The sequence below is a fragment of the Pontibacter mucosus genome (assembly GCF_003054055.1).
GTDB classification, from domain to species: domain Bacteria; phylum Bacteroidota; class Bacteroidia; order Cytophagales; family Hymenobacteraceae; genus Pontibacter; species Pontibacter mucosus.
Genome location: NZ_QBKI01000002.1, coordinates 419,719 through 445,651, shown reverse-complemented (window position 1 = coordinate 445,651; position 25,933 = coordinate 419,719). Strand labels below are relative to the sequence as shown.

The following is a 25,933-nucleotide window of genomic DNA, read 5'->3' as shown; positions in this document are numbered from 1 at the left end:
TATACTTTCACAGCACTGCTTCCTTCCTCTTGAACCAAGCTATCCACACTAGCCACCGTTCATCCTCCAGCCTTACATGAGCTACTGTTGCATCTCCTACTTTGGTGCTCTCAAGCCCGAGAGGGTTCGCCTTCGGGCATCGCGCTGTCTACATTTCCTGCCCTCGTGCCTCGGGCTGCCTGCGGCACCGGAAATCTAGAAGGCGCTCAACCCAAAGGCTGGGAATCATTCGATAGCTAGGGCTGACGGAGCCTCAGCCAAAGTCCCCCTTCGAAGGGGGCAGGGGGATGTTAATCGGCTGCAGGTAGCTCCCTCCCCTGTTTTTAGGAGAGGGAGGTACTCAAACCTATAGCGGCTTCGCTTTCTCCTTCAGCCAGGCCAGTTCGTCCTCGGTCAGGTGTGGGCCGAGTTTTTCTACTACCTGCTGGTGATACTCGTTCAGCCAATTAACTTGGTACGCCTCCAACAGCTCCTTTTTAACCGGTGTGGTATCAATCAGAGCCAGCGTGAGGTGCTCGAAAGTATAGAACTCGCCGAAATCATTCGCCTCGTCCGGCACGGTCAGCACCAGGTTCTCGATGCGTACGCCATGCTTGCCCGGGCGGTAAATGCCAGGCTCTACCGACGTAATCATACCCAGTTCAATATCCACCGCAGTCGGGGTTGGGTTGAACACATGCGGTCCTTCGTGCACGTTCAGGAAGAAACCTACGCCGTGGCCGGTGCCGTGGCCGTAGTTGTGGGCATAGTCCCAGAGCGGCTTGCGGGTGATGGCGTCGATTTGGTAGCCTCTGGTGCCTTTCGGGAAACGCGCAGTGGCACCTTCTATCATCCCTTTCAGCACCAAAGTATAATCTATACTTTCCTCCTCGGTCAGGTTGCCAAGCGATACTACGCGCGTAATATCGGTGGTGCCGGAAGTATACTGCCCGCCGGAATCAAGCAGGAACAAGCCCTCAGGCTGCAGCTCGGCATCACTTTCCGGGGTAGCTTTGTAATGCGGCAGGGCACCATGCGCGCGGTAGCCGGCAATGGTATCGAAGCTCTCGCCCACAAAGCCATCCTGCGCGGCCCGGAACTCGCGCACTTTTTCTGCCACAGAAATCTCAGTGATGCGGGTCTTGCCAATGTTCTCCTCCAGCCACTTAAAGAAGCGGGTCAGGGCTACGCCATCTTTGACCATTGCCTGGCGCGTATGGGCGATCTCCACCTCGTTTTTAACCGCCTTAAAGAAAGTGGTCGGGTTGGTATCCTGAATTACGCGCACCTCTTTTGGCAGCTCTTTGTACAGGGCATAGCAGTTGCGGCGCGGGTCTAGCAGAATGCTGTCGCCGGGGATGGCCGAAACGGCACGCTCGATCATGTCATACGTTTCCAGCTCAACGCCTGCCTTTCTAAGTCTTGCCTGGTCTTCCTCCGAGAACTTAGCAGTGTCGATAAACAGCATGGCTTTGTCCTGGCTGATGAGGGCGAAGCTCAGCACCACCGGGTTGCACTTCACGTCAGAGCCGCGCATGTTAAACAGCCAGGCCATGTCGTCGAGCGAGGAGATGAGGTGGTAATCGGCTCTATACTTTTTAAGGGCCGCACGCACGCGCTCCAGCTTGCTCTCCAGTGACTCCCCTACCACGTCTTCGCCCAGCAGGAAAGCGGGGGCAGAAGGCAGGTCCGGCCTGTTTTGCCAGATTGGGTCCAGGTAGTCGCGGTCGCTGTTGATGTGGATGCCCAGCGGGGCAAGCTGCGCCTCCAGCTGCTGTGCCAGCCCCACCGAAATCAGCTTGGCATCGAAGGCCACGGTAGCACCAGCCGGAAGTCGCTCTGCCAGCCAATCGATATACTCCGGAGCATGCTGTACGCGCAATTTCGCCAGCTCAAAGCCAGTGCCTTCCAGTTGCTCATTGGCCTGCACAAAGTAGCGGGCGTCCGTCCAGAGGTGGGCGGTGTCGGGAGTTATCACCAGCGTACCGGCCGAGCCTGTAAAACCGGAGGCAAACTCAATGCACTTGTACCTGTCCGGCACGTACTCGCTTATATGTGGATCGGCCGACGGAATGATGTAGGCGCTCACGCCTTCCCCTCGCATCTGGCTCTGTATGGCTGCTAATCTTTCTTTATGCGTCATGTGGAATGTTGTTTTTCGGTTGAGGGCAAATTAAGGAAAGATGGGGAGAAATGCGCAGGGAAGCGGCATTTAATACGCCTTGATGACCTGTCCGGTGCAGATGCCCAGTATACTTTTCAAGTAGCCGTTTACCACCCGCTCCATCGGCACAGGGTTATGGCCGGGGAAGTAGCTGCCAATCGCCTCCGCCGAATCTTCCACGATACCGGGACTCACGACGTTAATGCGGATGCCCTGCCGCAACAGCTCGCCGGCCGCGCCAATTACGAAACCATTTACAGCGCTGTTTATCGTACTCAGCACCGCGCCCAGTGCTATCGGGTCTTCGGACAAAATGCCGGAGGTGAGCGTTATACTTCCACCTGGGTTCAGGTGTTTCTGCCCGATGAGCGCCAGGTTGATCTGCCCCATCATTTTGCTGCGGATGCCCTCGTAAAAGTGCTCCTGCGTCAGCTCCTGCACAGGCGCCATGGGCGCGCCGCCGGCTGCCACCACAATCGCATCCAGCTTGCCCGTTTTCGTGAACATTTCCTCAATCGAATGCGGGTCTGTCATGTCTACCTGCACGTCGCCGCTCTTGGAACCAGCCGTTACGATTTCGTGCGCGTCCTGTAGCCGCCAGTAAATGCGTTTGCCAATGGTGCCGGTGCCACCAACGAGTAAAATTTTCATAGTTCTTCAGGTTTAGGTTAATGTGTAAAGTATACGGTTATACTTTGATTTTTACAGGAAGTATAACCGGGGGGATGTATGAAAGTTTTGTAGTTGGATTTGGCAGGCACCAAAGTATTTTTTTCACTTGCTGCATTTCATGTTTACCCTGGAACGACTATTAAGAGCCAAGTCACCGTTTTTGTCATCCCGAAAAGATCTTGGTGGCGAGTAGCAGAGGCTTCATTTCCCTTCTACCAAGATTATTAACAGAATGATAGCTGTCCGAGAAGGTTTGGTCATGCCTATACTTGCTTTCACGAGGTAATATTTTCGCCCTTCAGAATTAATTCTCGGTAGGTTTTCCTCCCCCTCCCAAAACCGCACAAACTGTTCAATACTGAACACTTCTAAAAGCCTACAAACCAACATTTTAAAGCGTAAGTATCTATTTATCAGCAGCTTACATAACTGGCATCTAAATTGGCTATACCCTCACGAGTAAGTATAAAATAAGACTATGGATCGTGAATTATCAGCCGCTACCAAACAAGCTAACCGCCGCAAGCGCATCTGGCAGGTAAGTATAGCCGCGGCCTTGGTGCTGGCAGCCATCTTCGGGATCAGAAGCCTGCTGGCGCCGGGCATCAGCCGCAGCGAGGTACGGACGGCCGTGGTGGAGCGCGGGCCGGTAGTGGCCACCCTGAGCGCCTCGGGCGTGGTAGTGCCGGAGCATGAGCAGGCCATCACCAGCCCCATCCAGGCGCGCATCGAGCAGGTGGTGCGCAATGCCGGTGAGCAGGTAAAGCCCGGCGACCAGGTGCTCCTCCTCGACCGATCCTTCACCCAACTGGCCTACGACAAACTGAAAGACGAACAGCAGCTGAACCAGCACAAAAGCGTGCAGATGCGCCTGCAACTGGACAAAAAACTGAACAGCCTGGAGTCGCAGCTGGCCATTAAACGCATGAATGTGAGGAGCCTGCAGGCGCAGCTAGAGGACGAGCAGTACCTGCTCAAGATTGGCGGCGGCACCCAGGAGCAGGTAAAACAGGCGGAGCTGAAACTGAAAATAGCGCAGCAGGAACTGGCGCAGCTGGAGCAGGACATCGAAAGCGAGCGCAAACTGCTACGGGCCGACGAGCAGGAACTGAGCTATACGTTAGCCATGAACGGCCGCTCGCTGGAGGAGCTGGAACGCAAGATGCAGCAAGCCGAAGTACGCGCTACCCGTCCCGGCGTGGTTACATGGGTAAAGAACGAGATTGGCAGCAGCGTAAATGCCGGCGAGGTGATTGCCCGGCTGGCCGATTTGAGCAGCTTCCGGGTGCAGGCCAGCATTTCGGATGCCTTTGCCGACCAGTTGCACGTGGGCGGTGACGCCATTGCCCGCATCAACAACACCGACCTGCAAGGCAGCATTGTAGCCATTGAACCTTCGGTAAAGAACGGCACTGTGACGTTTTATGTGGCGTTGGAGGAGAAAAGCCACCAACTTCTCCGCCCCAGCCTCCGCGTGGACCTCTTTGTGACCACCGCCAGCAAACACGACGCCCTGCGCGTGAAGAATGGGCCCTACTTCAACAGCGGCTCTCCTGACAACGTGTTTGTGCTGCGCGAGGATGTACTGATTCAGGTGCCGGCCCGCACCGGCATGAGCAACCCAGACTTTGTAGAGTTGGAAAACGGTGTGCAGCCGGGCGATGTGGTGGTGATATCCGACATGAAAGACTTTGAGCACGTGCAGAAAGTGCGGCTGAAGTAAACTGCGAATCAAGTAGCACGACACACGTAGCTCGACCTTCTTATACTTTGCATAATCCACTTTTCAGATTTGTAGTCCAGAACAGAAAGAACCGCAGGATCTATACTTTAAAAGTCGTGATACTTGATACGTGCTACGCTTAAAATAAAACGATGAAAAAGCATTACCCATACTGTTTACTGTTTGTAGTGTTTGCCCTGCACTGCGTCCAAAGTATAGCACAGCCTGGCACCCGGCAACTGAGCCTGCAGGAGGTGATCGCTTTGGCGCAGGCGCAGTCGACAGAGGCGCTGCAGGTGGAGACGACCCGGGAAAACAGCTATTGGAAGTGGCGCAGCGTGAAATCGGAGTACAGGCCGCAGCTCAGTTTGGAGGGAACACTGCCCGATTTCAGCCGCACCATCACGCCCGTTACACAACCAGACGGCACCACCGAGTTCAAACCCGTTTCCATCAATAACACGGATTTGGGCCTGACACTGAGCCAGGTCATCAGCCCGACCGGTGGCAAGGTGTTCGTGACCTCGCTCATGCAGCGCTTCGACGACTTTGACCGCGACCAGACCCGCTACAACGGCAACCCGGCTATTATCGGGCTGGAGCAGCCTCTGTTTGCCTACAACGCCCTGAGCTGGAACAAGAAAATAGAGCCGCTGCGCTACGAGGAGGCCCAGAAGCAGTATGTGGAGGACCGGGAAAGTATAGCCGTGAAAGCCACCGGTTTATACTTCGATTTGCTGCTGGCACAGGCCAACCAAAGTATAGCCGCCAAGAACCTGGCCAACAACGACACGCTGTACCAGGTAGCCCAGGAAAAGTATAACCTCGGCCGCCTCTCCAAAAACGACCTGCTGCAGCTGCGCCTGGCAGTCCTTAATTCAGACCTGGCGCTGGCGCAGGCCGACCTGGATGCCCAGACAGCGGCGTTGGCCCTGCGCAACTACATCGGCCTGAAAGCCGACACCCAATTCAGCCTGCACGTGCCCGAAAGTATACCAGAAACCACTGTGGCAGCCGCAGTAGCCCTGGCAGAGGCCAAGAAGAACCGCAAGGAAAGTATAAACTTCCGCCGCAGGATGCTGGAGGCTGAGAGCCTGATAGCCAAAGCCCGTGGCGACAACGGATTCAACGCCAGCCTGTTTGCCACCTTCGGCCTCACCAACCAGGGCGTTGCCTTCAGCGATATCTACGACCGGCCGGACAACCAACAGCGCGCCCGCATCGGCTTTACCATGCCCATCCTCGACTGGGGCCGCCAGCGCTCAGTTACTAAGGTGGCGCAGCTAAATCAGAAGCTGGTTGAGTATACCATCAGCCAGGAAGAGACCAACTTTGAGCAGGCCGTGCTGACGCAGGTAAATCAGTACAACACGCTGAAAACCCGCATCAGCACCACCGCAGAAGCAGACGCCATCGCCGCTGAACGCTATGAAATTGCGAAGAACACCTTCCTGATTGGCCGCATCAGCATCACGGAACTGAACATCGCCCTGGCAGAGAAAGACCAGGCCCGCCGTGCCTACATCGCCTCGCTCAGCGAGTTCTGGGAAGCACATTATACTTTAAGACAACTTACGCTTTATGATTTCGAGAAACAGGAACCAATTGTGGTGGAGGTGCAGGAGGAGTTATGAGAACAAGTATGAATTCATCTACTCCTAAAACAGGGAAGGGAGCATTCGGCAGCACCGGGTCCAACCACCCCTACCCCTCCTTATCCAAGGCGGGGAGCTTTATACAGCCGATTACACCCCTATGGTCCCCTCAAGGGGACAGCTTATACCTGTTGCGCGGCAAGGGCAGCGACTATCGAACCTGTTCCCAGTCCTTGGGTTGAGCGCCTTGTAGATTTCTGGTGACGAGCGAAGTGAGGCAGCCCGAGGCGCGAGGGCAGGAAATGTACACCGCGCGATGCCCTTCATCCAGGGCCCCTACCCCCAGGACGAGGCCTCCCGGCCTTGAGGGAGCCAAGTTGGAGGTGCAACTGTAGGTTTGTAAGTCTATAGGATGGACGGAGGCTAGCAAGGATAGCTTGGTTCAAGTGGAAGGAAGCAGCGGCTAGGAAAGTATAAACTGGCAAGTAAAAAGTATAGCTAAAGTATAAAGTATGGCTTTTCAAGCCAGTTGGGTTACAAACCCAACATCATAGGTAGGCACGAGTTGCAAACTCGCGCCAGCGAGAAATGCTAAAAGCACAAACCCACATTTGCTCCAGAAAAGCATCAGGGATTTAATAGCAGAAAAACACTAAATCACCATAAAAACCAAAAGACATTATCTTTAAAAATATGATCACGCTAACAAACATCGAAAAGGTCTACCAAACCAAGTCTATCGAGACGGTAGCCCTGCAGCACGTGAACCTGCTGGTTCCCAAAGGCGAATTCCTCTCCATCATGGGGCCGTCGGGCTGCGGCAAATCCACGCTGCTCAACATCATGGGCCTGCTGGACGTGCCGACCCAGGGCACCGTTGAGATTGACGGGCACACCATCACCAGCTACAAAGACAAGGAACTGGCGCACATCCGCAACGAGAAAATCGGCTTTGTTTTCCAGAGCTACCACCTGGTAAACGACCTGAGCGTGCTTGACAACGTGGAGCTGCCCCTACTCTACCGCAGCGGTATTTCCGCCTCCGAACGCACCCGGCGCGCCAAAACCGCCCTGGAGAAAGTAGGCCTCAGCGCCCGCACCAAACACTACCCCACGCAGCTTTCCGGCGGACAGCGCCAGCGTGTAGCTATTGCGCGCGCGCTTATCGGGCAGCCGCAAATTATACTTGCCGACGAGCCCACCGGTAACCTGGACTCGGTGATGGGCGAGGAAATCATGAACATCCTTCTGGATTTGAACCGGGTGGATGGCACCACCATTGTGATGGTGACGCACGACGAGAACATGGCCCAGAAAACCGAGCGCCTGGTGCGCTTCTTCGACGGGCAGCAGGTGTCTGATGCCAAGGTGTTTGCCAACCTTCAACAAGTATAGCCATGCTGAAGAATTACCTGAAAATAGCCTGGAAGGTGCTCTTGCGACGCAAGTTCTTCACCTTCATCAGCCTCTTCGGCATCAGCTTTACCCTGATGGTGCTGGTGGTGGCCACGTCCCTCTTCGACCATACCTTTGGGCCGCAAATGCCGGAGCGCGAAACGGACAAACTGCTTTTCGTGAATATGATGCGCGAGGAGATACAGGAAGGCCATTCCAGAAGCGGCCCGCTCAGCTACCACTTCCTCGACCGGAACGTGCGCACGCTGCAAACGCCTGAAAAGGTGTCCATCAACTCCATGTTCTTCCAGGTCAACAGCTACATCAACAACCGCAAACTGGCTCTTGATATCAAGTATACCGACCAGGAGTTCTGGGATATCCTCGATTTTAACTTCGTGGAAGGCGCTGCTTTCGGGCAGCAGGATGTGAAAAGCGCCAACCGCGTAGCCGTGATAAACGAAAACACCCGCAAAAGTTACTTTGGAGATGCTCAGGCCCTGGGGCAGTACATAGAAGTAGACCAGGTAAAGTATAAAGTAGTGGGTGTGGTGGAGGATGTGCCCGTGCTGCGCCTGCACTCTTATGCCGATGTGTGGGTGCCCATCTCACTCAAGAGCCAGGACTTTAACAAGCCGGGGCTGCACGGTACATACTTTGCCACCATCAAAGCGGCAAAAGCCTCCGATATCCCGCAGATTAAGAAGGAGTATGCTTCGATGATGGCCGAAGTGGAGCGCCAGCGGCCGGAGAAAGGGGTGAAATTAAGCTCTTTTCCTGATACCTTCCTGGAAAGCGTTACCCGCACCTTCTTAGGCAACGGGAAAGAGTCCGGTGTGAGCATCGTGTATGGCCTGCTCGCGGGGCTTGCGCTGCTATTTATGCTGCTGCCAGCCATCAACCTGGTCAACATCAACATCAGCCGCATTATGGAGCGCTCTTCCGAGATTGGGGTGCGCAAGGCCTTCGGCGCCTCCTCCTCCACCATTATCGGGCAGTTCCTGGTCGAAAACGTCTTCCTGACGCTGCTGGGTGGTTTACTAGGCTTTGTGCTGTCGGCCCTGGTGCTGTGGCTCATTAACGATAGCGGGATTATCGTTTACGCAGACCTGAGCCTGAACCTGCGCATTTTTGGGGTAGGCTTGCTGCTCTGCCTTGTTTTTGGATTGGTTTCCGGGGTATACCCCGCTTTTAAGATGTCACGCTTACAAGCCGTAGAGGCACTGAGAGGAGGTTCAAAATGATACGCCATCTGTTTAAACTGATCTGGAACCGGAAGAAAAGCAACTTCCTGCTGATCACTGAAATTTTCATTTGCTTCCTGGTGCTGTTCGGGGTACTTAGCCTGATCGTGTACAACGTCCGCAACTACAACAAGCCACTGGGCTTTAAGCACGAGCAAGTGTGGCTGCTGACCATGCGCCCCGAACTCGACTCGACTGCGCTGAACCGCCAAACCATGGAGCAAGCGCTGCAGCTTGTGAAGGGTATGCCGGAGGTAGAGGCCGCTGCGCTTATCAGCAGCAACGCCCCGTTTTCTTTCAGCCAGATGAACAACAACGCCACCTACAACAATAAAACCGTGCTTGCCAACATCTTCGAGGTGCAGGATGACTTCAAAGACGTAATGCAAATAGAGCTAAGCCAGGGGCGTTGGTTCGGCCCGGAGGACGACGCGTCGCACCACATCCCGATTGTGATTAATGAGATGATGCGCCAGCAACTGTTTGGAGAAGAAAGTCCGCTCGGAAAACTGCTCCCACAAAACGACAGCAGCAACTTTCAGGTGGTGGGGGTGGTGGCACACTTCCGCCCTGCCAGCGAGTACGCCGCTGAGGAAGCAGGCTATTTCCAGCGCATAGTTCCGGCAAAAAATGAGAGAGCGTTCTGGGGCGAAATGCTCATTCGGGTAAAGCCCGGTACAGGCGTGGCCTTTGAGGAGAAGATGATCCGTCAGCTCGGCCAGGTCGCCAAAAACTGGACGCTGGAAGTATCGACGCTCGAGAAAATGCGGCAAAATAAATCCAAGCTCGCTTTGGTGCCGCTTATCGCGCTGGGCCTGGTTTGTGGCTTCCTGATTTTTAACGTGGCGCTGGGCTTGTTTGGCGTGCTGTGGCACAACATCAGCCGCCGCAACAGCGAGATAGGCCTGCGCAGGGCGCTGGGGGCGGCATCTTCTCAGATCTATTGGCAGTTCATTGGTGAAGTGCTGGTGCTGGCCACGTTCGGGTTGCTGCTGGGTGTGTTCTTTGCGGTGCAGTTTCCGCTCCTGCAGGTCTTTCAGGTAGAGTCGGAAGTATACTTTATAGCGCTTCTGAGTGCGGTGGGCATCATCTACCTGCTCACCACCATCTGCGCCTTTTACCCCAGCCGCCAAGCCGCCAAAATACACCCGGCTATAGCGCTGCATGAGGAGTAAGTCTCTTGGCCGGGGAGGGGTGAAATTCACCCCTCCCCGGCCCTCCCCTAAAAACAAGGGAGGGAGCATTCTGCAGTGCCGGGTCCAACCACCCCTACCCCTCAGAGCTACGCTCGCTACCTTTGAACTCTCGTTCTCGGTAGTCCAAGGCGGGGAGCTTTATACAGCCGATTACACCCCTATGGTCCCCTCAAGGGGACAGTCTATACTTGTTGCATAGCAAGGGCTGTGGCTATTGGAAACTGATTCCCAGTTTTTCTGGGAGGCGCCTATGCGAGTTTTTCCGGTGACGAGCGTTAGCGAGGCAGCCCGAGGTACGAGGGCAGGAAAAGCTCCCAGCGCCGAGCGGGAAAACGAGGCCTCCCGGCCTAGGAGGGCACCAAAGCGGGAGATGCAACGATAGCCTATGTAAGTCTGGAGGATAAACAGTGGCTAGCAAGGATAGCTTGTGTCAAGCTGAAGGAAGCGGTGGCTAGGAAAGTATAAACTGATATATAAAGTATAGCCAAAGTATGAGTATGGCTTTTCAAGCCACTCGGATTGCAAATCCGAGAAGATAAAAAGGCACGGGCTGCAAACCCGCGCCAGCAAAAGGAGATGGAATCAAGTATGGCCAAAGTATAAAAGCATGACCTACTAAGACGAAGACCTAGAAAATCCAAAGTAATAAACCAGAAAGAAAAGTATAACCAACACTCCCCTCACCCACTACCTATTTATATCCCAAACCCTTATCTTTATACTTTAAACCGCAACCATGATCCTGATAATAGACGATGACGTAGCCGTGCGCGCTTCGCTGAGCCTGCTGCTCAAGCAGAACGGGTACAAGACCAAAGAGGCTGCCACCCCCAAGGAGGCGCTGCAGCTGGCGGAGCTACACTCGTTGGAACTGGCGATCATGGACATGAACTTCTCCATCGACACCACCGGCCACGACGGGCTGAACCTGCTGGGCAAGTTTAAAAGCCTGTACCCCAAGCTCCCGGTTATACTTATCACAGGCTGGGGCTCCATCAGTCTGGCCGTGGAGGGCATGCGTTTGGGGGCGGCCGACTTTATCACCAAGCCCTGGAGCAACGATTACCTGCTGCAGGCAGTGCGAACGGCGCTGAGCTTATCGAAGGAGCCGCAGGAAACAGAAGAAGCCCTCTCCCGCAAAAAGCTGGATCAGCAGTACGACTTCGGCAACATCATCGGACAGGACCCGCAGCTGCTGCAGATCCTGAAAAAGATTGGGCAAATTGCCCCAACCGATGCCTCGGTGCTGATTGAAGGCGAAAGCGGCACTGGCAAAGAGCTTATTGCCGAGGCCATCCACCGCAATAGCCAGCGCAAAAACCAGCCTTTCGTGAAGGTGAACCTGGGCGGCATCTCCTCCACCCTCTTCGAGAGCGAGATGTTTGGCCATAAGCGCGGCGCCTTTACCGATGCCAAGGCCGATCGCACGGGCCGTTTCGAGTTGGCCAATAAAGGTACTATTTTCCTGGATGAGATCGGGGAGCTGGATTTAGGCAGCCAGGTAAAGCTGCTGCGCGTGCTGCAGGACCGCACCTACGAGGTGCTCGGCGACAGCCGCTCCCGCAAGCTCGACATCCGGGTGGTGTGCGCCACGAACAAGGACCTGGCAAAGCTGGTGGAGGAAGGCAAGTTCCGGGAGGATTTATACTATAGAATCAACCTGATAAAGGTAAAACTGCCCGCCCTGCGCGAACGGGAGGGCGATGTGCCCCTGCTGGTGCAGTACTTTGTAAACAACCTGAAGAAGACTTACAACCACCCCGAGCTGGAGGTGAGTTCGCGGGCGCTGCAGTGGCTCCGGGAGCTGCCTTTGCCTGGCAACATCCGGGAGCTGAAGAACCTGGTGGAGCGCACGGTGCTGGTGGCGGAACGGGATGTGCTGCAGGCCGAGGATTTTAAGGCGCAGGCACAGCAGAGCCCCGCTAAACCCGGCGACAAAACCTTGCCAGCCGTGGGCACTATGACGCTGGAGGAGATGGAAGCCTCGATGATTCGCAAGTCCATGAGCTTTTACCACAACAACATCAGTAAAGTGGCCCGCGCCCTGGGCCTGAGCCGTGCCGCCCTGTACCGCCGCCTCGACAAGTTTAACATCCCGTATGACCCTGCGGACTAAGTTTATACTTTTTGCCGTGTTGATACATGGCATCCTGCTGGCGCTGTCGTGGTTTGTGCTGCAACAGAACAAGTTCCTGTTCTTGGGCATGGAGCTGCTGATCATCGTGTCCGCCTACGTTACCTTCCAGCTCTACCGGTCCTTTTTCAAACCCCTGCAGCTCATTCGCTCGGGCATAGAATCCATCCGCGACAAGGACTTTTCAACTAAGTTCATGGCGGTGGGCCAAAAGGACCTGGACGAGCTGGTGAACGTGTACAACCGCATGATAGACCAACTGCGACACGAGCGCGTGGCGCAGGCCGAGAAGCACTTTCTGCTCGACAAGCTCATCCAGGCCTCCCCTGCAGGCATTATACTTTTAGGTTTTGATAATCAGGTAGAAAGTATAAACCCGGCAGCAGAGCGCTTTCTGGGGCAACCGGCTGCGTTGCTCACGGGCAAGCACGTCAGCCAGCTGCCCAACGTATGGGCCAGGGAGCTAAAAGACCTGAACACCGGCCAGTCCGTCACGTTCCGCATCAACGGCACCTGGACCTACCGCTGCCACCGCGCACACTTCCTGGACCGGGGCTTTCAGCACTACTTTATACTTATCGAGGAACTCACCGAGGCCATACTTCAGAACGAGCGGCAGGCTTATGAGAAGGTGATTCGGGTGATGTCGCATGAGGTGAACAACACCACCGGGGCCATCAATTCTATACTTGGCTCGCTGGGGTTTTATACTTCCCAGCTGCAGCCCGACGACCGCGAGGACTTTGCCCACGTGCTGCAGGTAGCCACCGACCGCAACACCAACCTGAGCCGGTTTATGGCAAATTTTGCCGAGGTGGTGCGCCTGCCGCAACCCAAAAAAGTACCAACCGATGTGCACACGCTATTACGCAGCCTGCACCGCCTGCTGCAGCCGGAGCTGCAGCGCCGCAACATACACCTGCAATGGGACTTAGCCAAGGAGTCGCTCATCGTGTCACTGGATGCCCAGCAGCTGGAGCAGGTGCTGCTCAATATCTTTAAAAACGCCATGGAGGCTATTGGCGCCGAAGGTCAAATCACTGTTTCGACCAGCACGGCGCCGCCGCAGCTAAGTATAACAGACTCTGGCGGAGGGATACCGGCGGAAGTTCAGGCCAACCTGTTTACCCCGTTTTATACCACCAAAGCCAACGGCCAGGGCATCGGCCTTACGATGGTGCGCGACATACTTGTAAACCATGGGTTCACTTTCTCCCTTGGCTCTGGCAACGCCACGCATACCACCTTCAGCATCAGGTTCTAAGGCTCGCTCACAGCCAAAGCTATACTTGCCTGTCCTTCAGGCATCTGTACCCGGCATTAGGCATGTGCAACTTCCACAGCCAGTAATTATAATTCTAAAATAGGATTATAAGTATAAAACAAGACCTTTAAATCCTCTTTTGTTGTACAATTATATGCCTCTACTTTATTTTAAAAAGAATGTAACTCTATTGCAAATATTTTCGTAGCGCGCCCGTGCATCTTATGTTCTTTCTTTTTACTTTGGCCTATTCTTTTTAGCCAAGTTTAAATTTATAATGGAGTACAATATCATTACTGCGCCTGACCTGGAGGGTCTGGCATCGGAAGTGGCAGGTTTTCTGCCACAGGGTTGGAGATTGAAAGGCGGCATTCTGGAGCACGGCGATGGATACGCGCAACAGCTGGTGCGCCACACCAAGGACAGGTTACGGGTGCAACAGCAACAGCAGCAACAGCGCAGGCAGCCTGCCAAACAGCGCCGCACCAAATGGATTGAGTAATAGCAATATCACCTACTGTAAGCTTACTAACCAAAGTATAAAGAACCCACTTGCAGGGCCAGCCACGGCAGCTCTGCAAGTGGGTTTTTCCGTTTCTTTCCCTCTTTCTCCTCAGGTTCCCTACCATCCCGCCACATACTTGCACTATACCAACTCCCAGGTATACTTAAAGCAGGCTTCCTAACAAATATCCAAAAATTTGCACCGTTTAAGTATCCTTTTATGCAAGCAGAAGTATATATGGCAGAACCAAATTACCGGTATCCCTAAGCATATATATTAATATTTATCGAAGGCTTACAGATGCAAACCCATTTCGCCACGCTGTAACATCACCCTTAACCCTTTATTATGAGACATATAGTATACTTTCTCCTGCTATTGTTGGGCGTAAGTTCCTGCGTAACAAAGAAAGAACTTGTATACATTCAGAATCCAAACCTAAAGGAGAACGCCCCTACCGACTTCCAGACCCGCTATGCCGCCTACAAGCTGCAGTCAAATGATGTGCTGTCCATTAAAGTGCTGAGCGTGGACCCGGACATGTCTAACCTGTTCAACATCACTAACCCTGTTAATGCTATGGGCATGTCGGAGCCGGCCAGCCTTTACCTGAGCGGCTACGCCATCGACAGCGAGGGCTTTATCAACCTGCCCACTGTGGGCCGGCTGAAGGTGGAAAACCTGACCACCAGCCAGACCCAGGATCTGATACAGAAAAACCTGGACCGCTACATCACCGACGCCACCGTAGTGGTGAAGCTGATCAGCTTTAAAGTGAGTGTGCTAGGCGAGGTGCGCAACCCCGGGTACTTCTACATTTATAACGAGCGGGCCAACCTGCTGGAGGGCCTTAGCCTGGCCGGCGACATGACGCAGGCCGGCAACCGCGACAACGTAAAACTGGTGCGCCAGAAGAACGACGGCTCCTCCGAGGTGGTGCTGCTAGACCTTAAAGACCCTAACCTCGTACAGTCACCATATTATTACCTCATGCCCAATGATGTGCTCTACGTGGAGCCACGCAAGCGACAACTTAAACGAGATAACCTGGTGGTGTTGAATGCTGTGTTCGGAGTAATCTCGACGGGGGCACTATTGTATAATTTGTTCAGATAACGATGAAGAGAAATAAACAGGAGCACGAGATAGATTTAAGGAGTTGGTTTTTCAAGTTCAGGTCAAACTGGTACTGGTTTGCCCTTAGTGCCGTGCTGGCCCTTGCGGCAGGGTATGTGTATGTAAAAAGCTCTCCGCGCGTATTCGAGTTTAAGTCCACCCTATTGCTCGGCGACCAGCAGACCGGTTCCAAAAAAGCCCAGGAGTTGCTGGAGGTGCTGGACGTGCAGAGCAGGGGCATTAAAGTAGAGGATGAAATCGGCCTGCTGCAGTCTGCCGAAATGATTAAACAGGCCCTGCAAAAGCTCGACTTTACCGTTGCCTATTACCGCGTTACCGACCACTGGCTGAACAAAGTTTCGGACCTGGTGGTAGAGGAGCAGTATAAAACCGCCCCGTACGAGGTGGACTTGGACACGGCCTCTATCCAACTAGTGGATGTTCCGATCTCGGTGCGCATACTGGATGAGCAAACGTATGAGCTGGCCATAGAGGCAGAAAACGTGCCCCGCTACGACTTCCGCTCCCATGCCCGGGTAGGTTCCCTGCCTATCGTGAGCTTTAAGAAAACGCTGCACTTCGGCGAGCCCTACACCGATGACAACATAAGCCTGACGCTTTACCGCAGCGACGTAAAGGACATCGAACCGGCAAAGAAACATTACTTTGTCATTAACAGCCTCGAAAGCCTCGTGAAGCAACAGCAGGCCTCGCTGGGTATCTCCCCGCTGGACCGGGAGGCACGCGTGCTGGTGCTGGGCAGCAAGGGAAGTATACCGGACAAGCAGGTAGCCTTCCTGAACACGCTGATGGCTGAGTATGTGGCCAACGACCTGAAGGACAAGAACCAGAATGGCATGAAGACGCTGGAGTTTATCGATAGCCAGCTGGCCACGCTGTCGGACTCGCTGCGCCAGAGCAAGCAGGCCCTCTCCTCCTTCCGGTCCAACAACCGCATCGCAAACATCAACGTGCAGTCTAACCTGAACTACGAGAAGCTCTCGCAGCTGGAGGCTGAACGCGCGCGACTGAATACGGATAAAACATACTACGAGAACATCCTGGACCAGATCCGCAACGGGAATGGCATTGCCCAGTCGGTATCGCCTACGGTGGGCGGTATCCAGAGTCCAATCCTGAACAATTTGTTTTTGCAACTGGCTGAGCTGAACCAGAAAAAGGCAGGCTATAGAACTACCGCCACCGAGGAAAACCCGATGCTGCGCAAAATCGAGGGAGAGATTGCCAACACCCGCAGCGCCATCGAGGCCAACCTGCAGAACCTGGTGGAGTCAGCCGACATCTCCATTGCCAACGTGAGCGAGCGCATCAACAAGATTGAGGGAACGCTGGCCTCGCTGCCGGAGAATGAGCGCAAGCTGATGGACCTGCAGAGCCAGTCTGAGTTCATCGACAAAAAGTATGACTTCCTGCTGGAGAAGCGTGCCGAAGCGGCTATTGCCCTGGCTACCAACACCACCGACAAGAAGATCATAGACAAGGCCTCGATGGTAGGCAGCGCCCCGGTGAACGTGAAGCCTAAAATGATCTACCTGCTGGCCCTGATTATCGGGTTGGCCATACCTGCCGGTGTTATTGTGCTGCTGTCTAACGTGGATAACACCATCCAGGGCAAAAACGATTTGAGCAACCTGACCAAGATTCCGTTCCTAGGCGTGGTGGCGCATGGCTCCAAGTCAGACAAGCTGGCCGTGATGAACAACCAGCGCTCTGCCATTGCCGAGTCGTTCCGCTCTATTCGTATAAACCTGCAGTACCTGATGGCCGATCAGCACTTCAAGGTGATTGGCGTTACCTCGTCCATCTCAGGCGAGGGCAAGACCTTCTGCTCGGTGAACCTGAGCTCGGAGATGGCCATGGCAGGCAAGCGTGTGGTACTCATCGAGTCGGATATGCGCAAGCCAACGTTCAGCAAGTATTTCCCGGTGGCAGAGTCAGTCGGCTTGTCGTCTTACCTTACACAGGGGCAGGCACTGGAGGAGGTGGTGCAGAAGACCTACCTCGAGAACCTGGACATCATCCCGTGCGGCCCGATACCGGACAATGCCCTTCACCTGCTGGAGCTGCCAAGAATGCAGGAATTGCTGAACGAGCTGAAAGATCGCTATGATTACATTGTAATCGACACGCCGCCGATTGGCTACGTTTCGGAGTACTTTGTGCTGATGCGCCACATGGACGTGAACCTGTACGTGGTGAAGCACAAGTATACGAACAAAGATCTGCTGGCCGACATCAACGAGCTCTACAGCACCGGGAAGGTCAAGAACATCTACATGATCATGAACGACCTGAACTATAACAAAACCTACGAGTACGGCTATAAGAAGAAGGCCAAGTACTATTACGCCTAAAGCCTCGGGCAAGGAAATACCAGCGGGTGCAGCCATACTCTGGCTGCACCCTGTCTGTTACCTAATTACGTTTTTTAAGATGAGTAAAAATTTAGCTTCTAAAGCCGTCAGCGGACTGAAGTGGGGAACAGTGTCTACCATAGCCAACGCCGTGATGCAGATTGGTTATACTTCGGCCATGGCCCGCCTGCTGGCTCCGGAGGCTTTCGGTTTGGTGGCTATCGCAGGGGTTGTTATCCGGTTCGGAAGCTACTTTGCCAACATGGGCCTGACCAAGGCCATTGTGCAGAAGGAGGACCTGGAGCCCCAACACATCCGGGCTGCCTTCACGGCATCTGCAGGGCTCGGATTGCTTTTCACCATCCTTACCGTTCTGCTGGCCCCTCTCGCCGCTGACTTTTTCGAAAACCCCGATGTGACGCCAATTGTGCAGGTTATGTCGCTGGCTTTCCTGATTAGTGGCTTGTCGATTACGTCGGTAAGTATGCTGGAGCGCGAGATGCGGTTCAAGCTTGTCAGCATTATCGAGATGGTGGCCTACGTGCTCTCCTATCTGGTGGCGGGTATTGTGCTGGCTGCACTCGGCTTTGGGGTGTGGAGTTTGATCATCGCCACCCTGCTGCAGATGGCGCTCTCGGCAATCGGAGCCTATGTTGCCGTGCGGCACAGCGTGCTGCCGCAGTTCCGGCTGGAGCCCTACAAGCCGCTGTTCAGTTACGGCAGCCGCATGTCGTTCATCAGCTTTCTGGAGTTCCTAAGCCAGGAGTTCGGCACCATCCTTATAGGTCGTGTGCTGGGTTCGCATAAACTGGGTATCTATAACCGCGCCTACATGCTGGTGAATCTGCCCATGTACATGCTCACGCGCACTTTTAGCAAGGTGGTGTTCCCCAGCTTCAGCAAAATCCAGAATGACACTGAAAAGCTTGGCCGGATTTACCTGTCAAGTATCACTTTGCTGGCTGCCATTGTGCTTCCGGCCTGCATGGGCATAGCCGTGGCGGCCCCGGAGCTGGTGCGCATTGTGCTGGGCGAGCAGTGGGGCGAGTCGGTGCCAGTGCTGCAGGTACTAAGCCTGGCTATTTCCCTGAGCTTCATTACCATGTTTGCGGGCATTGTGTGCGATGCCAAGGCTATCCTGAACCAGAAGATCATCCTCAACATCGTATTTATACTTGTGATTGGCGCCCTGTTTTACCTGCTGCGCGCGTATGGGCTGGTAGGCTTTGCCTTTGCCGTGCTTATCGGGGAGACAGTACGTATGGCTTTGTACCAGCGTGTGATGCACCGGGTGCTCGAGCTGTCGTACCGCCAGCAACTGGCTATTTACCTGCCGGGCTTGCTGAATGGCATCCTGGTGGCCGTGGGGCTATACTTTGTGAGCTCGCTGCTGCGCACGGCTGATGTGCCGGCAGGCATCATCTTCGCCGCGCAGGCCGTAACAGGAGCTGTGCTACTGGCAGTGCTCACGCTGCTTTTCCCGCACCCGCTGTTGCGCGCCGAGCTGCAGATGATCCTCGACAGGTTCGGCCTGAACGGCAGCGGCGACAGCCCGGTGGGCCGTATGGTGCAGAAGTACAGGACATTCATATTAAAAGAAGCTTAACCAGAACAACCGCCAGTGGAGGCGGTACAACCTGAAGAAAACCATGACGATAGGAGTTTGCGCCCCTGTGGATATAAAGATGCTGGATTGGGAGTTGGCAGGGTCGGATCTACCTGAAACCCATGCTGTGCCGCTTAGTACCTATTTTGTAAATGGGTTGCTGGCACGCGGCTTTAAGGTAATTGTGTACACCAACTCCCCTGAATTAACTGAGCCCAAAGTATACCAGACAGAGCAATTGACCGTGTGCGTTGGCCGCATGAAGCCGCAGCCGGGCCGGCGCTTTTTCTGGTTCGAGATCAACGACATGGCCCGGCTGATAAAGCAGCACCCTGCCGACTTTATCAGTGCCTTCTGGTCTTATGAGTATGCCTGGGCCGCGCAGAAGTCGGGTATACCGATGGTGGTGAGCCTGCACGATGTGGCCCTGCAGATCCTGCTCAACCATAAGGACATGTTCCGGCTGGTGCGCTGGGCCATGAACTATGTAGTAGTAACCCGGGCTACGCACCTGATTGCGAACTCCGACTATACGTATAACATGCTCGACCGCAGCACCCGCCGCAAGTCCCGCGTGATAAACAACTTCTTCTCCCCGGACGTGGAGCAAATGATCAACCCCAACATCGAGAAGGGAGATTACATTGTGTCGGTGCTGATGGGTTTCTCGCACCGGAAAAACGCCGAAACGGCTCTGAAGGCCTTCGCGCAAGTGCGCCAAAAGCACCCTGAGCTGGAGTATCACCTGGTGGGGGCAGAGATGGAGGAGAACGGGCTGGCACACCGATATGCACTGCAAAACGGCCTGGCGGAGGGCGTCAGGTTTCTGGGGCAGCTGCCTTTTAAAGAAGTAATGGACCAGATAGCCGGCGCCAAAGCCCTGCTGCACCCTGCCCGCGAGGAGTCGTTTGGGATGGTGCTGCTGGAGGCCATGGTTGCCCGGACTGCCGTAATTGGCGGGGAAAAGAGCGGCTATGTACCCACCCTGCTGGACAAGGGCAACACCGGCCTGCTTTGCGATGTGGAGTCGCCGGAATCTATTGCCGCCGCCGTGCTGCAGCTGGTGGAGGACGACAAGCTCAGGGCCAGACTGGAAGAGAAAGGCTATGCATTTGCGCAGGAAAACTACTCTGCCGATGCCATCATCCAGCAGCACCTCGACTACTACGCCACCATACTGGGCAAACCGCTCGTACCCACCATGGCCGGCTCCGGCACGAAAGCAACGGCAGCCTGGTCGAACTAAACTAGCGATCGCACCATGAAGATAAATTATACTTTTCTGTTCATCATCCCCCTGGCACTTGTCTTGGTCATGGACCAGTTGTTCATCGAACTGATGTCGCCTAATAATGAGGACAGACAGGGCATGATCCTGAACATGATGATCAAGGGGATGGCTGCGCTGTCGTTGGGTTACGGGATACTTTTCTACAGACGGATGTCGAAGCACATGAAGCTTGCCTTTGGCCTGCTGGTAGTGTACATAGCCGCGCTCGTGTTCGAGTCGAAGTATGTATACGGCTCCTTCATGGTATACCCTCACGTGTTCATGAAAGTGTTCATCTTCACCTACGCCTACTTTGTTTATACTTACTATAAGGGCAACTACCACATCCAGATGAAGCATGTAGCCTGGTTTATACTAGGCAGCTTCCTGCTGAACGTGCTGCTGGTGAACTCCCATACCCTGAGCGTATCGGCCTTTACAAACCATGAGCGCGGCGTGTATTCCAACTCCGTGTACATGCTCACTGTGCCCTTTTTATACTTTCTGAGCAACTACTTCTACCACAGCAAGTTCAAGGACCTGTTCATGGCCTTTTTCGTGCTGTTTTTGATCTTCTTTTTCCAGCACCGCACCGTCTGGATCACGACGGCCTTTGTGCTGGCCGTATACTACCTGCTGATTCGCTTTAAGACCGACAAGCCCATTAACTTCGTAGCCAAACTGTTGCCCATTGGCACGGTGGTGGGTGTGCTGGCGCTTTTTGCCAGCGGGTTTATACTTTCCATCCACCCCGAGATTGTAGACAAGATACAGGAGAGCTTCTCCGACATTGAGAACTATGACAAGCAGGGAACCGGCGGCTGGCGCTACCAGCAGATCTTATCGTACGTGCCCTTTATCCAGGAGAACTTCATGCTAGGTATGCGCTTCGAGGGCTTTGAGCTGCCCATCCAGTTCTACCGCGACGATCTGAACGCCCCTGTGTTTGAGGACGGCAACGGCCACCACTTCCACAGCTTTTACGTAGAGGTGCTGTTCTATACCGGTTTGGTCGGGTTTATACTTTTCCTGCTCTTCTACCTGCACCCCATCGTCATGGCTTTCCGCCGCCGGGTGCTCACCATCAACCAGATTATACTTGTCGCTTTCATTTCCAGCGGCTTTGTGTTTGGTATTTCCTATGTGCTGCCGGTGTTTTTCTATGGCGTGGTTGGCTGGGCCATTGCTGCCATGGAGGAGGAGAGAGTGACGTATAAGACACGTATACAGGAATCCGGTATGCGGATGAGGGCGCGCCGGGAAAGCCTACAAAAAACACTGCATTCTGTTTAAATCTTACATAACCTCTACAACAGAATAGCAGTACATGCATATACCAAAACCCTTACACTTGTATGAGTACCGCTATACCGCAAGAACCGCTGCACACTCCGGTGTTGCTAATCATATTTAACAGAGCCCATACCACCCAGAAAGTATTTGACCGCATCCGGCAGGTAAAGCCCACAAAGCTCTATGTTGCCGCCGACGGCGCCCGGCCGCACGTGGCCACCGATGCTGAGCGTTGCGCCGAGACCCGCCGCATTGTAGAGCAGGTGGATTGGGACTGCGAGGTAAAAACGCTGTTCCAGGAGCAGAACCTGGGCTGCGGCGTGGCCCCTTCCCGCGCCATCTCCTGGCTGTTTGAGCACGAGGAGACCGGCATTATCCTGGAGGATGACTGCATCCCCTCCAAAAGCTTTTTCTGGTTTTGCCAGGAGCTGCTGGAGAAGTATAAACACGATACCCGCGTGATGCACATCAGCGGCAACAACTACCTCGATGGCTGGCGCCGCGACTCCGACTACTCCTACTACTTCTCTGACAAGGTGAATAGCTGGGGCTGGGCCACCTGGCGTCGCGCCTGGCAACTCTACGACTTCCACCTGGGTACTTTCCCGGAGCTAAAGCAGAAAGGCTACCTCAACGGCATCTTCCTCAACATGCTGGAGGAGAAGTATAGGCTGAGCAAGCTGGAGGAGACGTTTGAGAACATCCAGAAAGGCGACGTATGGGACTACCAGTGGGAGTTTACCGTGTACAGCAACTCGGGCCTTTGCATTGTGCCGGAGGTGAACCTGGTGCGCAACATCGGCTTCGGAGAGGACGCCACCCATACCTTTAACCTGCACGACAAGAAGGCCAAAGTATACGAGGAGGAAATCGCCTTCCCGCTGCGCCACCCCAAGTTCGTGATTCGCGATGTGGAGTCGGACCGGCGCAACTTTAACAAAATGATGCGCGACAAAGCAAGCGCCAAACTGAAAGCTATGTTTAGCTTTAGTCTTTAGTAGAGTTTATGAAATTACTTTTATCTGCATACGCCTGTGAGCCAAACCGGGGCACCGAACTGGGTAACGGCTGGAACTGGGCGCTTAACACCGCCAGGCTCGGCCACGAAGTATGGTGCCTGACCACTGTGGAGGGCAGGGAAAGTATAGAAAAAGAGGTAGAACGCTTAGCGCTGCCCAACCTGCACGTTGTATTTGTGGAGCTTCCGGCCTGGGTAGACAAACTATTTGAGTACCACCTGGGCTTTTACCCGCACTACATGTACTGGCAGCACCGTGCTTACCTGAAGGCAAAGGAGCTGGACGAGAAAATTAACTTCGACCTGGTGCACCACGTCACCATCGGCAGCCTGCAGATGGGTACTGCCCTGTGGCGCCTGAACAAACCACTCATTTTCGGTCCGACAGGCGGCGGGCAGGAAGCCCCGAGGGCACTGAAAAAGTACTTCTACAGCGGCTGGAAAACCGAGGTGATGCGCAAGGTTATCAGTGAGATGCTGCTGGCCTTTAACCCCAATGCCCGCAAAGCCATGCGCCACGCCTCGCTGGTGCTCACCACCAACCAGGATACCTACGACATGGCCCAGCGCATCGGCGCCCTGAACCCGAAGATGTTCCTGGACACCAGCCTGCCGGAGGACTTTTACCCGGAGGCCTACCCCGAGCGCATCCCGGACGAGACGCTGCGAATCCTGTGGGTCGGCCGGTTGTTTCCCCGCAAAGGCCTGCCGCTGGTGCTGGATGCCCTGAGCAAGGTGCGCCCCGACTTAAAGTATGAACTGACGATACTGGGCGATGGCCAGATGCGTGATTACATGCCGCGCTGGATAGAGGAGTATAACCTGCACGGAAAAGTTAATTGGAAAGGCCAGGTGCCCTGGGATGAGGTGAAACGCGCCTACACCCACAGCGACTTGTTCCTGTTCTGCAGCCTGCGCGACTCCAGCGCTGCCCAGTTTCTGGAGGCCATGGCTTATGGCCTGCCGATTATCACCCTGGATTTGCACGGTGCCAAAAACCTAGTGCCTGATGACGCGGGGATAAAAGTTCCGGTGAGCACGGCAGACGCGACCGTGAAAGCCATTGCCGCCGCCGTGGAGAAGTTGTACGACCAACCCCTGTTGCGCCGCCAGATGGGCATGAACGGCTATAAATTCTCCAAATCCCAAACCTGGACCGTGAAGACACAACACATCAACGACTTTTACAGTAAGTATACCCAGGCGCAGCCTGCCGAACTAACCGTTCAACCTTAAATAAGCCCTTTTTAGAAATGATATACCTAGTTATCCCTGTTTTTAACCGAAAGCATTTTACCAAAGAGTGTCTGCTCTCCCTTAAGCGGGGCACCAACCAAAACTATAAAGTAATTGTGGTGGACGATGGCTCCACCGACGGCACCGCCGACATGCTGCGCGAGGAGTTTCCGGAAGTAGAGGTGCTCTTCGGAGACGGAAACCTCTTCTGGACCGCCAGCGTGAACTTGGGCATTAAGCATGCTTTGCAGGCCGGGGCTGAGTATGTTATGACGCTCAACAACGACCTGGAGGTAGCCGAGGATTACATTGAGAACACCTATAAAAGGATGGCTGAGAAGCCAAACGCCATACTTGGTGCGCTGGAGATGGATGCCGGTACCCGAGAGCCTGCCTTTGGTGGCGAGATAGTGGACTTTAAGCTGAACAAGGTGCGTTACCTGCTGCAGGAGCTGCCCAAGGAGCAGCAGGTGGGGCTGCATGCTGTGTCGCAGTTGCCGGGCCGTGGCTTGTTGATTCCGCGTGCTGTGTTCGAGAAAATTGGCCTGCTGGACCAGGAACGCTTCCCGCACTACGTGGCCGACTACGACTTTACCCACACCGCGCTGCGCAACGGCTTTGAGCTGTATGTGAACTACGATGCCAGGCTTTATACGTACCCGGAGGAAAGCGGCGAGCGCAAGAACCGCCAGAGCAAATCGCTGCAGAACTTCTACAAGCACCTGTTCGACATCAAGGGCGGCGGCAACCTGCGCGACTTTACCCGCTTTACCCTGAAGAACTGCCCGCCACCTTATATTCCATACTACCTGGCGAACGGCTATGCCCGCCGCATTTTCGGGTATATGCTGAAGTAGATGACGGAATCCGAAAGTATAACAGCCACTTCCCATCGCAACGGCTACGTGCTGCAGGCGAGCAGGAAGTGGCTTTTTGCTGTTGCTGCTGTGCTGCTCATTGCTCTTGCGCTCTGTAGCCTGATGCGAAGTTTATACTTTTCCCCCAAGGCCGCCTCTCCTTCCTACCAGGGTCCGCTTATCATCACCAAAGGCGGTACGTACAGCGGCCACTGGGAATCCAGAGACTCGGAGGTGCCTGCTGTGGAGGTGCGCACCAGCGAACCCGTTATTATTGAGAACTCTAAAATCCGGGGTGCCGGGTTTCTGATCCGCAGCAAGGGCTATGGCGCGAATATCACGGTGCGGAACACAGAGGGCTACGGACTGCCGCCTACCCCGACTAGCGACTATGCCAAGCCGCGCCGCTTTCTGGCAGTGGACGTGTTCCGGAATGTAGTGGTGGAGAATTGCTATTTAGAGAACACCGCGGGCATTTACCTGGGCGTGGCGTATACCGGCAACGGAAGCCCGAAACAAAGTATAAAAATCCGCTACAACAAGGCCCGCAACATTACCGGCGAAGTATACCAGGGGCTGGAGCGCGTGCAGTTTGTGCAGTTTAACTACCGGGGCCAGGTACCTGCCGCCGAAATTGCCTGGAACGAGGTAATCAACGAGCCGGGAGCCTCTGCCGTGGAGGACAACATCAACATCTACAACTCCAGGGGCACGCCGCAGTCCCCTATCCGCATCCACAACAACTACATCCAGGGGGCCTTCCCCTACCCGCTTCACCTAACCAAGTATACGGGCGGCGGCATTATTACCGACTCTCCCGGCACCGACTCGCTGGAGGCCACGGCCTATGTAAAAGTATACGAGAACCAGTTGGTAGGCCTGGGCAACTACTGTTTAGGCATTGCGGGCGGCAACCACATCGAGATGCACCACAACCGCGCCGTGGTGGCGGCAGCGTTTCCCGACGGCAAGCCCTACCATTTCTGGACCAGCGGCATCTGGGCCAAGGACTACTATAAGATGGGCAACACCTTTAACAACAGCATGCACCACAACACGCTGGCTGTGATGGGCAAGAACCGCACCTGGCGCAACGAGGTGTTTGACAGTACCTTTGCTGCCGCCGCTGAGTACGCCAACCACATCCTCCCCGACAGTATAACCAAGGCGCTGGAGGAGGATGAGTACAGGCTGTGGCAGCGAAAACTGCAGCAAAACAGCATCAAGCTCGGCCCGCAGCAGGCCCTATAACACAAGACAAATCCACAAACTGTGGAATCAATACCCCTTC

At 54.6% G+C, this 25,933-nt stretch carries 19 protein-coding genes; 17 read left to right on the top strand and 2 right to left on the bottom strand.

Annotation, left to right across the window (positions count from 1 at the left end; genetic code table 11):
• Positions 1 to 346: 346 nt before the first annotated feature.
• Together C8N40_RS05470 and C8N40_RS05465 are read right to left on the bottom strand one after the other, a co-directional pair.
• Positions 347 to 2,122: an aminopeptidase P family protein gene (locus C8N40_RS05470; protein ID WP_108210771.1), complete on the bottom strand. Its 1,776-nt coding sequence runs from the start codon at positions 2,120 to 2,122 to the stop codon at positions 347 to 349.
• A gap of 69 nt (positions 2,123 to 2,191) precedes the next feature.
• Positions 2,192 to 2,794: a short chain dehydrogenase gene (locus C8N40_RS05465; RefSeq protein WP_108210770.1), complete on the bottom strand. Its 603-nt coding sequence runs from the start codon at positions 2,792 to 2,794 to the stop codon at positions 2,192 to 2,194.
• A 499-nt stretch (positions 2,795 to 3,293) separates the two neighbouring features.
• On the opposite strand from C8N40_RS05465, the gene C8N40_RS05455 reads away from it, so the two are divergent.
• The 17 genes from C8N40_RS05455 to C8N40_RS05375 all read left to right on the top strand — a co-directional run bounded on the left by C8N40_RS05455 (position 3,294) and on the right by C8N40_RS05375 (position 25,893).
• Entirely contained in the window at positions 3,294 to 4,538 is a 1,245-nt protein-coding gene (locus C8N40_RS05455; RefSeq protein ID WP_108210768.1) for an efflux RND transporter periplasmic adaptor subunit, read from the top strand.
• Between the two features lie 152 nt (positions 4,539 to 4,690).
• Positions 4,691 to 6,172 carry a TolC family protein gene (locus C8N40_RS05450; protein WP_108210767.1) on the top strand — a complete coding sequence of 494 codons (1,482 nt, stop codon included), beginning with the start codon at positions 4,691 to 4,693 and terminating at the stop codon, positions 6,170 to 6,172.
• Between the two features lie 654 nt (positions 6,173 to 6,826).
• Positions 6,827 to 7,528, top strand: a complete 702-nt coding sequence (locus tag C8N40_RS05445; protein WP_108210766.1) for an ABC transporter ATP-binding protein — start codon at positions 6,827 to 6,829, stop codon at positions 7,526 to 7,528.
• A 2-nt stretch (positions 7,529 to 7,530) separates the two neighbouring features.
• Entirely contained in the window at positions 7,531 to 8,772 is a 1,242-nt protein-coding gene (locus C8N40_RS05440) for an ABC transporter permease (protein WP_108210765.1), read from the top strand.
• The gene (locus C8N40_RS05435) at positions 8,769 to 9,947 is read left to right on the top strand and encodes an ABC transporter permease (RefSeq protein WP_108210764.1); all 1,179 of its coding nucleotides are present in this window, start codon (positions 8,769 to 8,771) and stop codon (positions 9,945 to 9,947) included. Before C8N40_RS05440 ends, C8N40_RS05435 begins: the two co-directional genes overlap by 4 nt.
• Positions 9,948 to 10,704: 757 nt before the next feature.
• A complete protein-coding gene (locus C8N40_RS05430; RefSeq protein WP_108210763.1) occupies positions 10,705 to 12,084 on the top strand; it encodes a sigma-54-dependent transcriptional regulator in 1,380 nt (459 codons plus the stop codon).
• Positions 12,068 to 13,366: a sensor histidine kinase gene (locus C8N40_RS05425; RefSeq protein WP_108210762.1), complete on the top strand. Its 1,299-nt coding sequence runs from the start codon at positions 12,068 to 12,070 to the stop codon at positions 13,364 to 13,366. Before C8N40_RS05430 ends, C8N40_RS05425 begins: the two co-directional genes overlap by 17 nt.
• 277 nt (positions 13,367 to 13,643) lie before the next feature.
• Positions 13,644 to 13,868, top strand: a complete 225-nt coding sequence (locus C8N40_RS05420; RefSeq protein ID WP_108210761.1) for a DUF1737 domain-containing protein — start codon at positions 13,644 to 13,646, stop codon at positions 13,866 to 13,868.
• A gap of 351 nt (positions 13,869 to 14,219) precedes the next feature.
• Complete coding sequence (locus tag C8N40_RS05415) at positions 14,220 to 14,987, top strand: polysaccharide biosynthesis/export family protein (protein WP_108210760.1); 768 nt, start codon at positions 14,220 to 14,222, stop codon at positions 14,985 to 14,987.
• Between the two features lie 2 nt (positions 14,988 to 14,989).
• Complete coding sequence (locus tag C8N40_RS05410; protein ID WP_108210759.1) at positions 14,990 to 17,362, top strand: GumC family protein; 2,373 nt, start codon at positions 14,990 to 14,992, stop codon at positions 17,360 to 17,362.
• 79 nt (positions 17,363 to 17,441) lie between these two features.
• On the top strand, positions 17,442 to 18,968 hold the full coding sequence (locus tag C8N40_RS05405) for a lipopolysaccharide biosynthesis protein (RefSeq protein WP_108210758.1): 1,527 nt from the start codon (positions 17,442 to 17,444) through the stop codon (positions 18,966 to 18,968).
• Between the two features lie 43 nt (positions 18,969 to 19,011).
• Positions 19,012 to 20,214, top strand: a complete 1,203-nt coding sequence (locus C8N40_RS05400) for a glycosyltransferase family 4 protein (RefSeq protein WP_108210757.1) — start codon at positions 19,012 to 19,014, stop codon at positions 20,212 to 20,214.
• A 15-nt stretch (positions 20,215 to 20,229) separates the two neighbouring features.
• A complete protein-coding gene (locus C8N40_RS05395) occupies positions 20,230 to 21,531 on the top strand; it encodes an O-antigen ligase family protein (protein ID WP_108210756.1) in 1,302 nt (433 codons plus the stop codon).
• A 62-nt stretch (positions 21,532 to 21,593) separates the two neighbouring features.
• On the top strand, positions 21,594 to 22,529 hold the full coding sequence (locus C8N40_RS05390; protein WP_108210755.1) for a nucleotide-diphospho-sugar transferase: 936 nt from the start codon (positions 21,594 to 21,596) through the stop codon (positions 22,527 to 22,529).
• Positions 22,530 to 22,537: 8 nt separating this feature from the next.
• Entirely contained in the window at positions 22,538 to 23,785 is a 1,248-nt protein-coding gene (locus C8N40_RS05385; protein ID WP_108210754.1) for a glycosyltransferase family 4 protein, read from the top strand.
• 17 nt (positions 23,786 to 23,802) lie between these two features.
• Positions 23,803 to 24,642: a glycosyltransferase family 2 protein gene (locus C8N40_RS05380; protein WP_108210753.1), complete on the top strand. Its 840-nt coding sequence runs from the start codon at positions 23,803 to 23,805 to the stop codon at positions 24,640 to 24,642.
• The gene (locus C8N40_RS05375; protein WP_245905003.1) at positions 24,643 to 25,893 is read left to right on the top strand and encodes a glycosyl hydrolase; all 1,251 of its coding nucleotides are present in this window, start codon (positions 24,643 to 24,645) and stop codon (positions 25,891 to 25,893) included.
• Positions 25,894 to 25,933 lie beyond the last annotated feature (40 nt).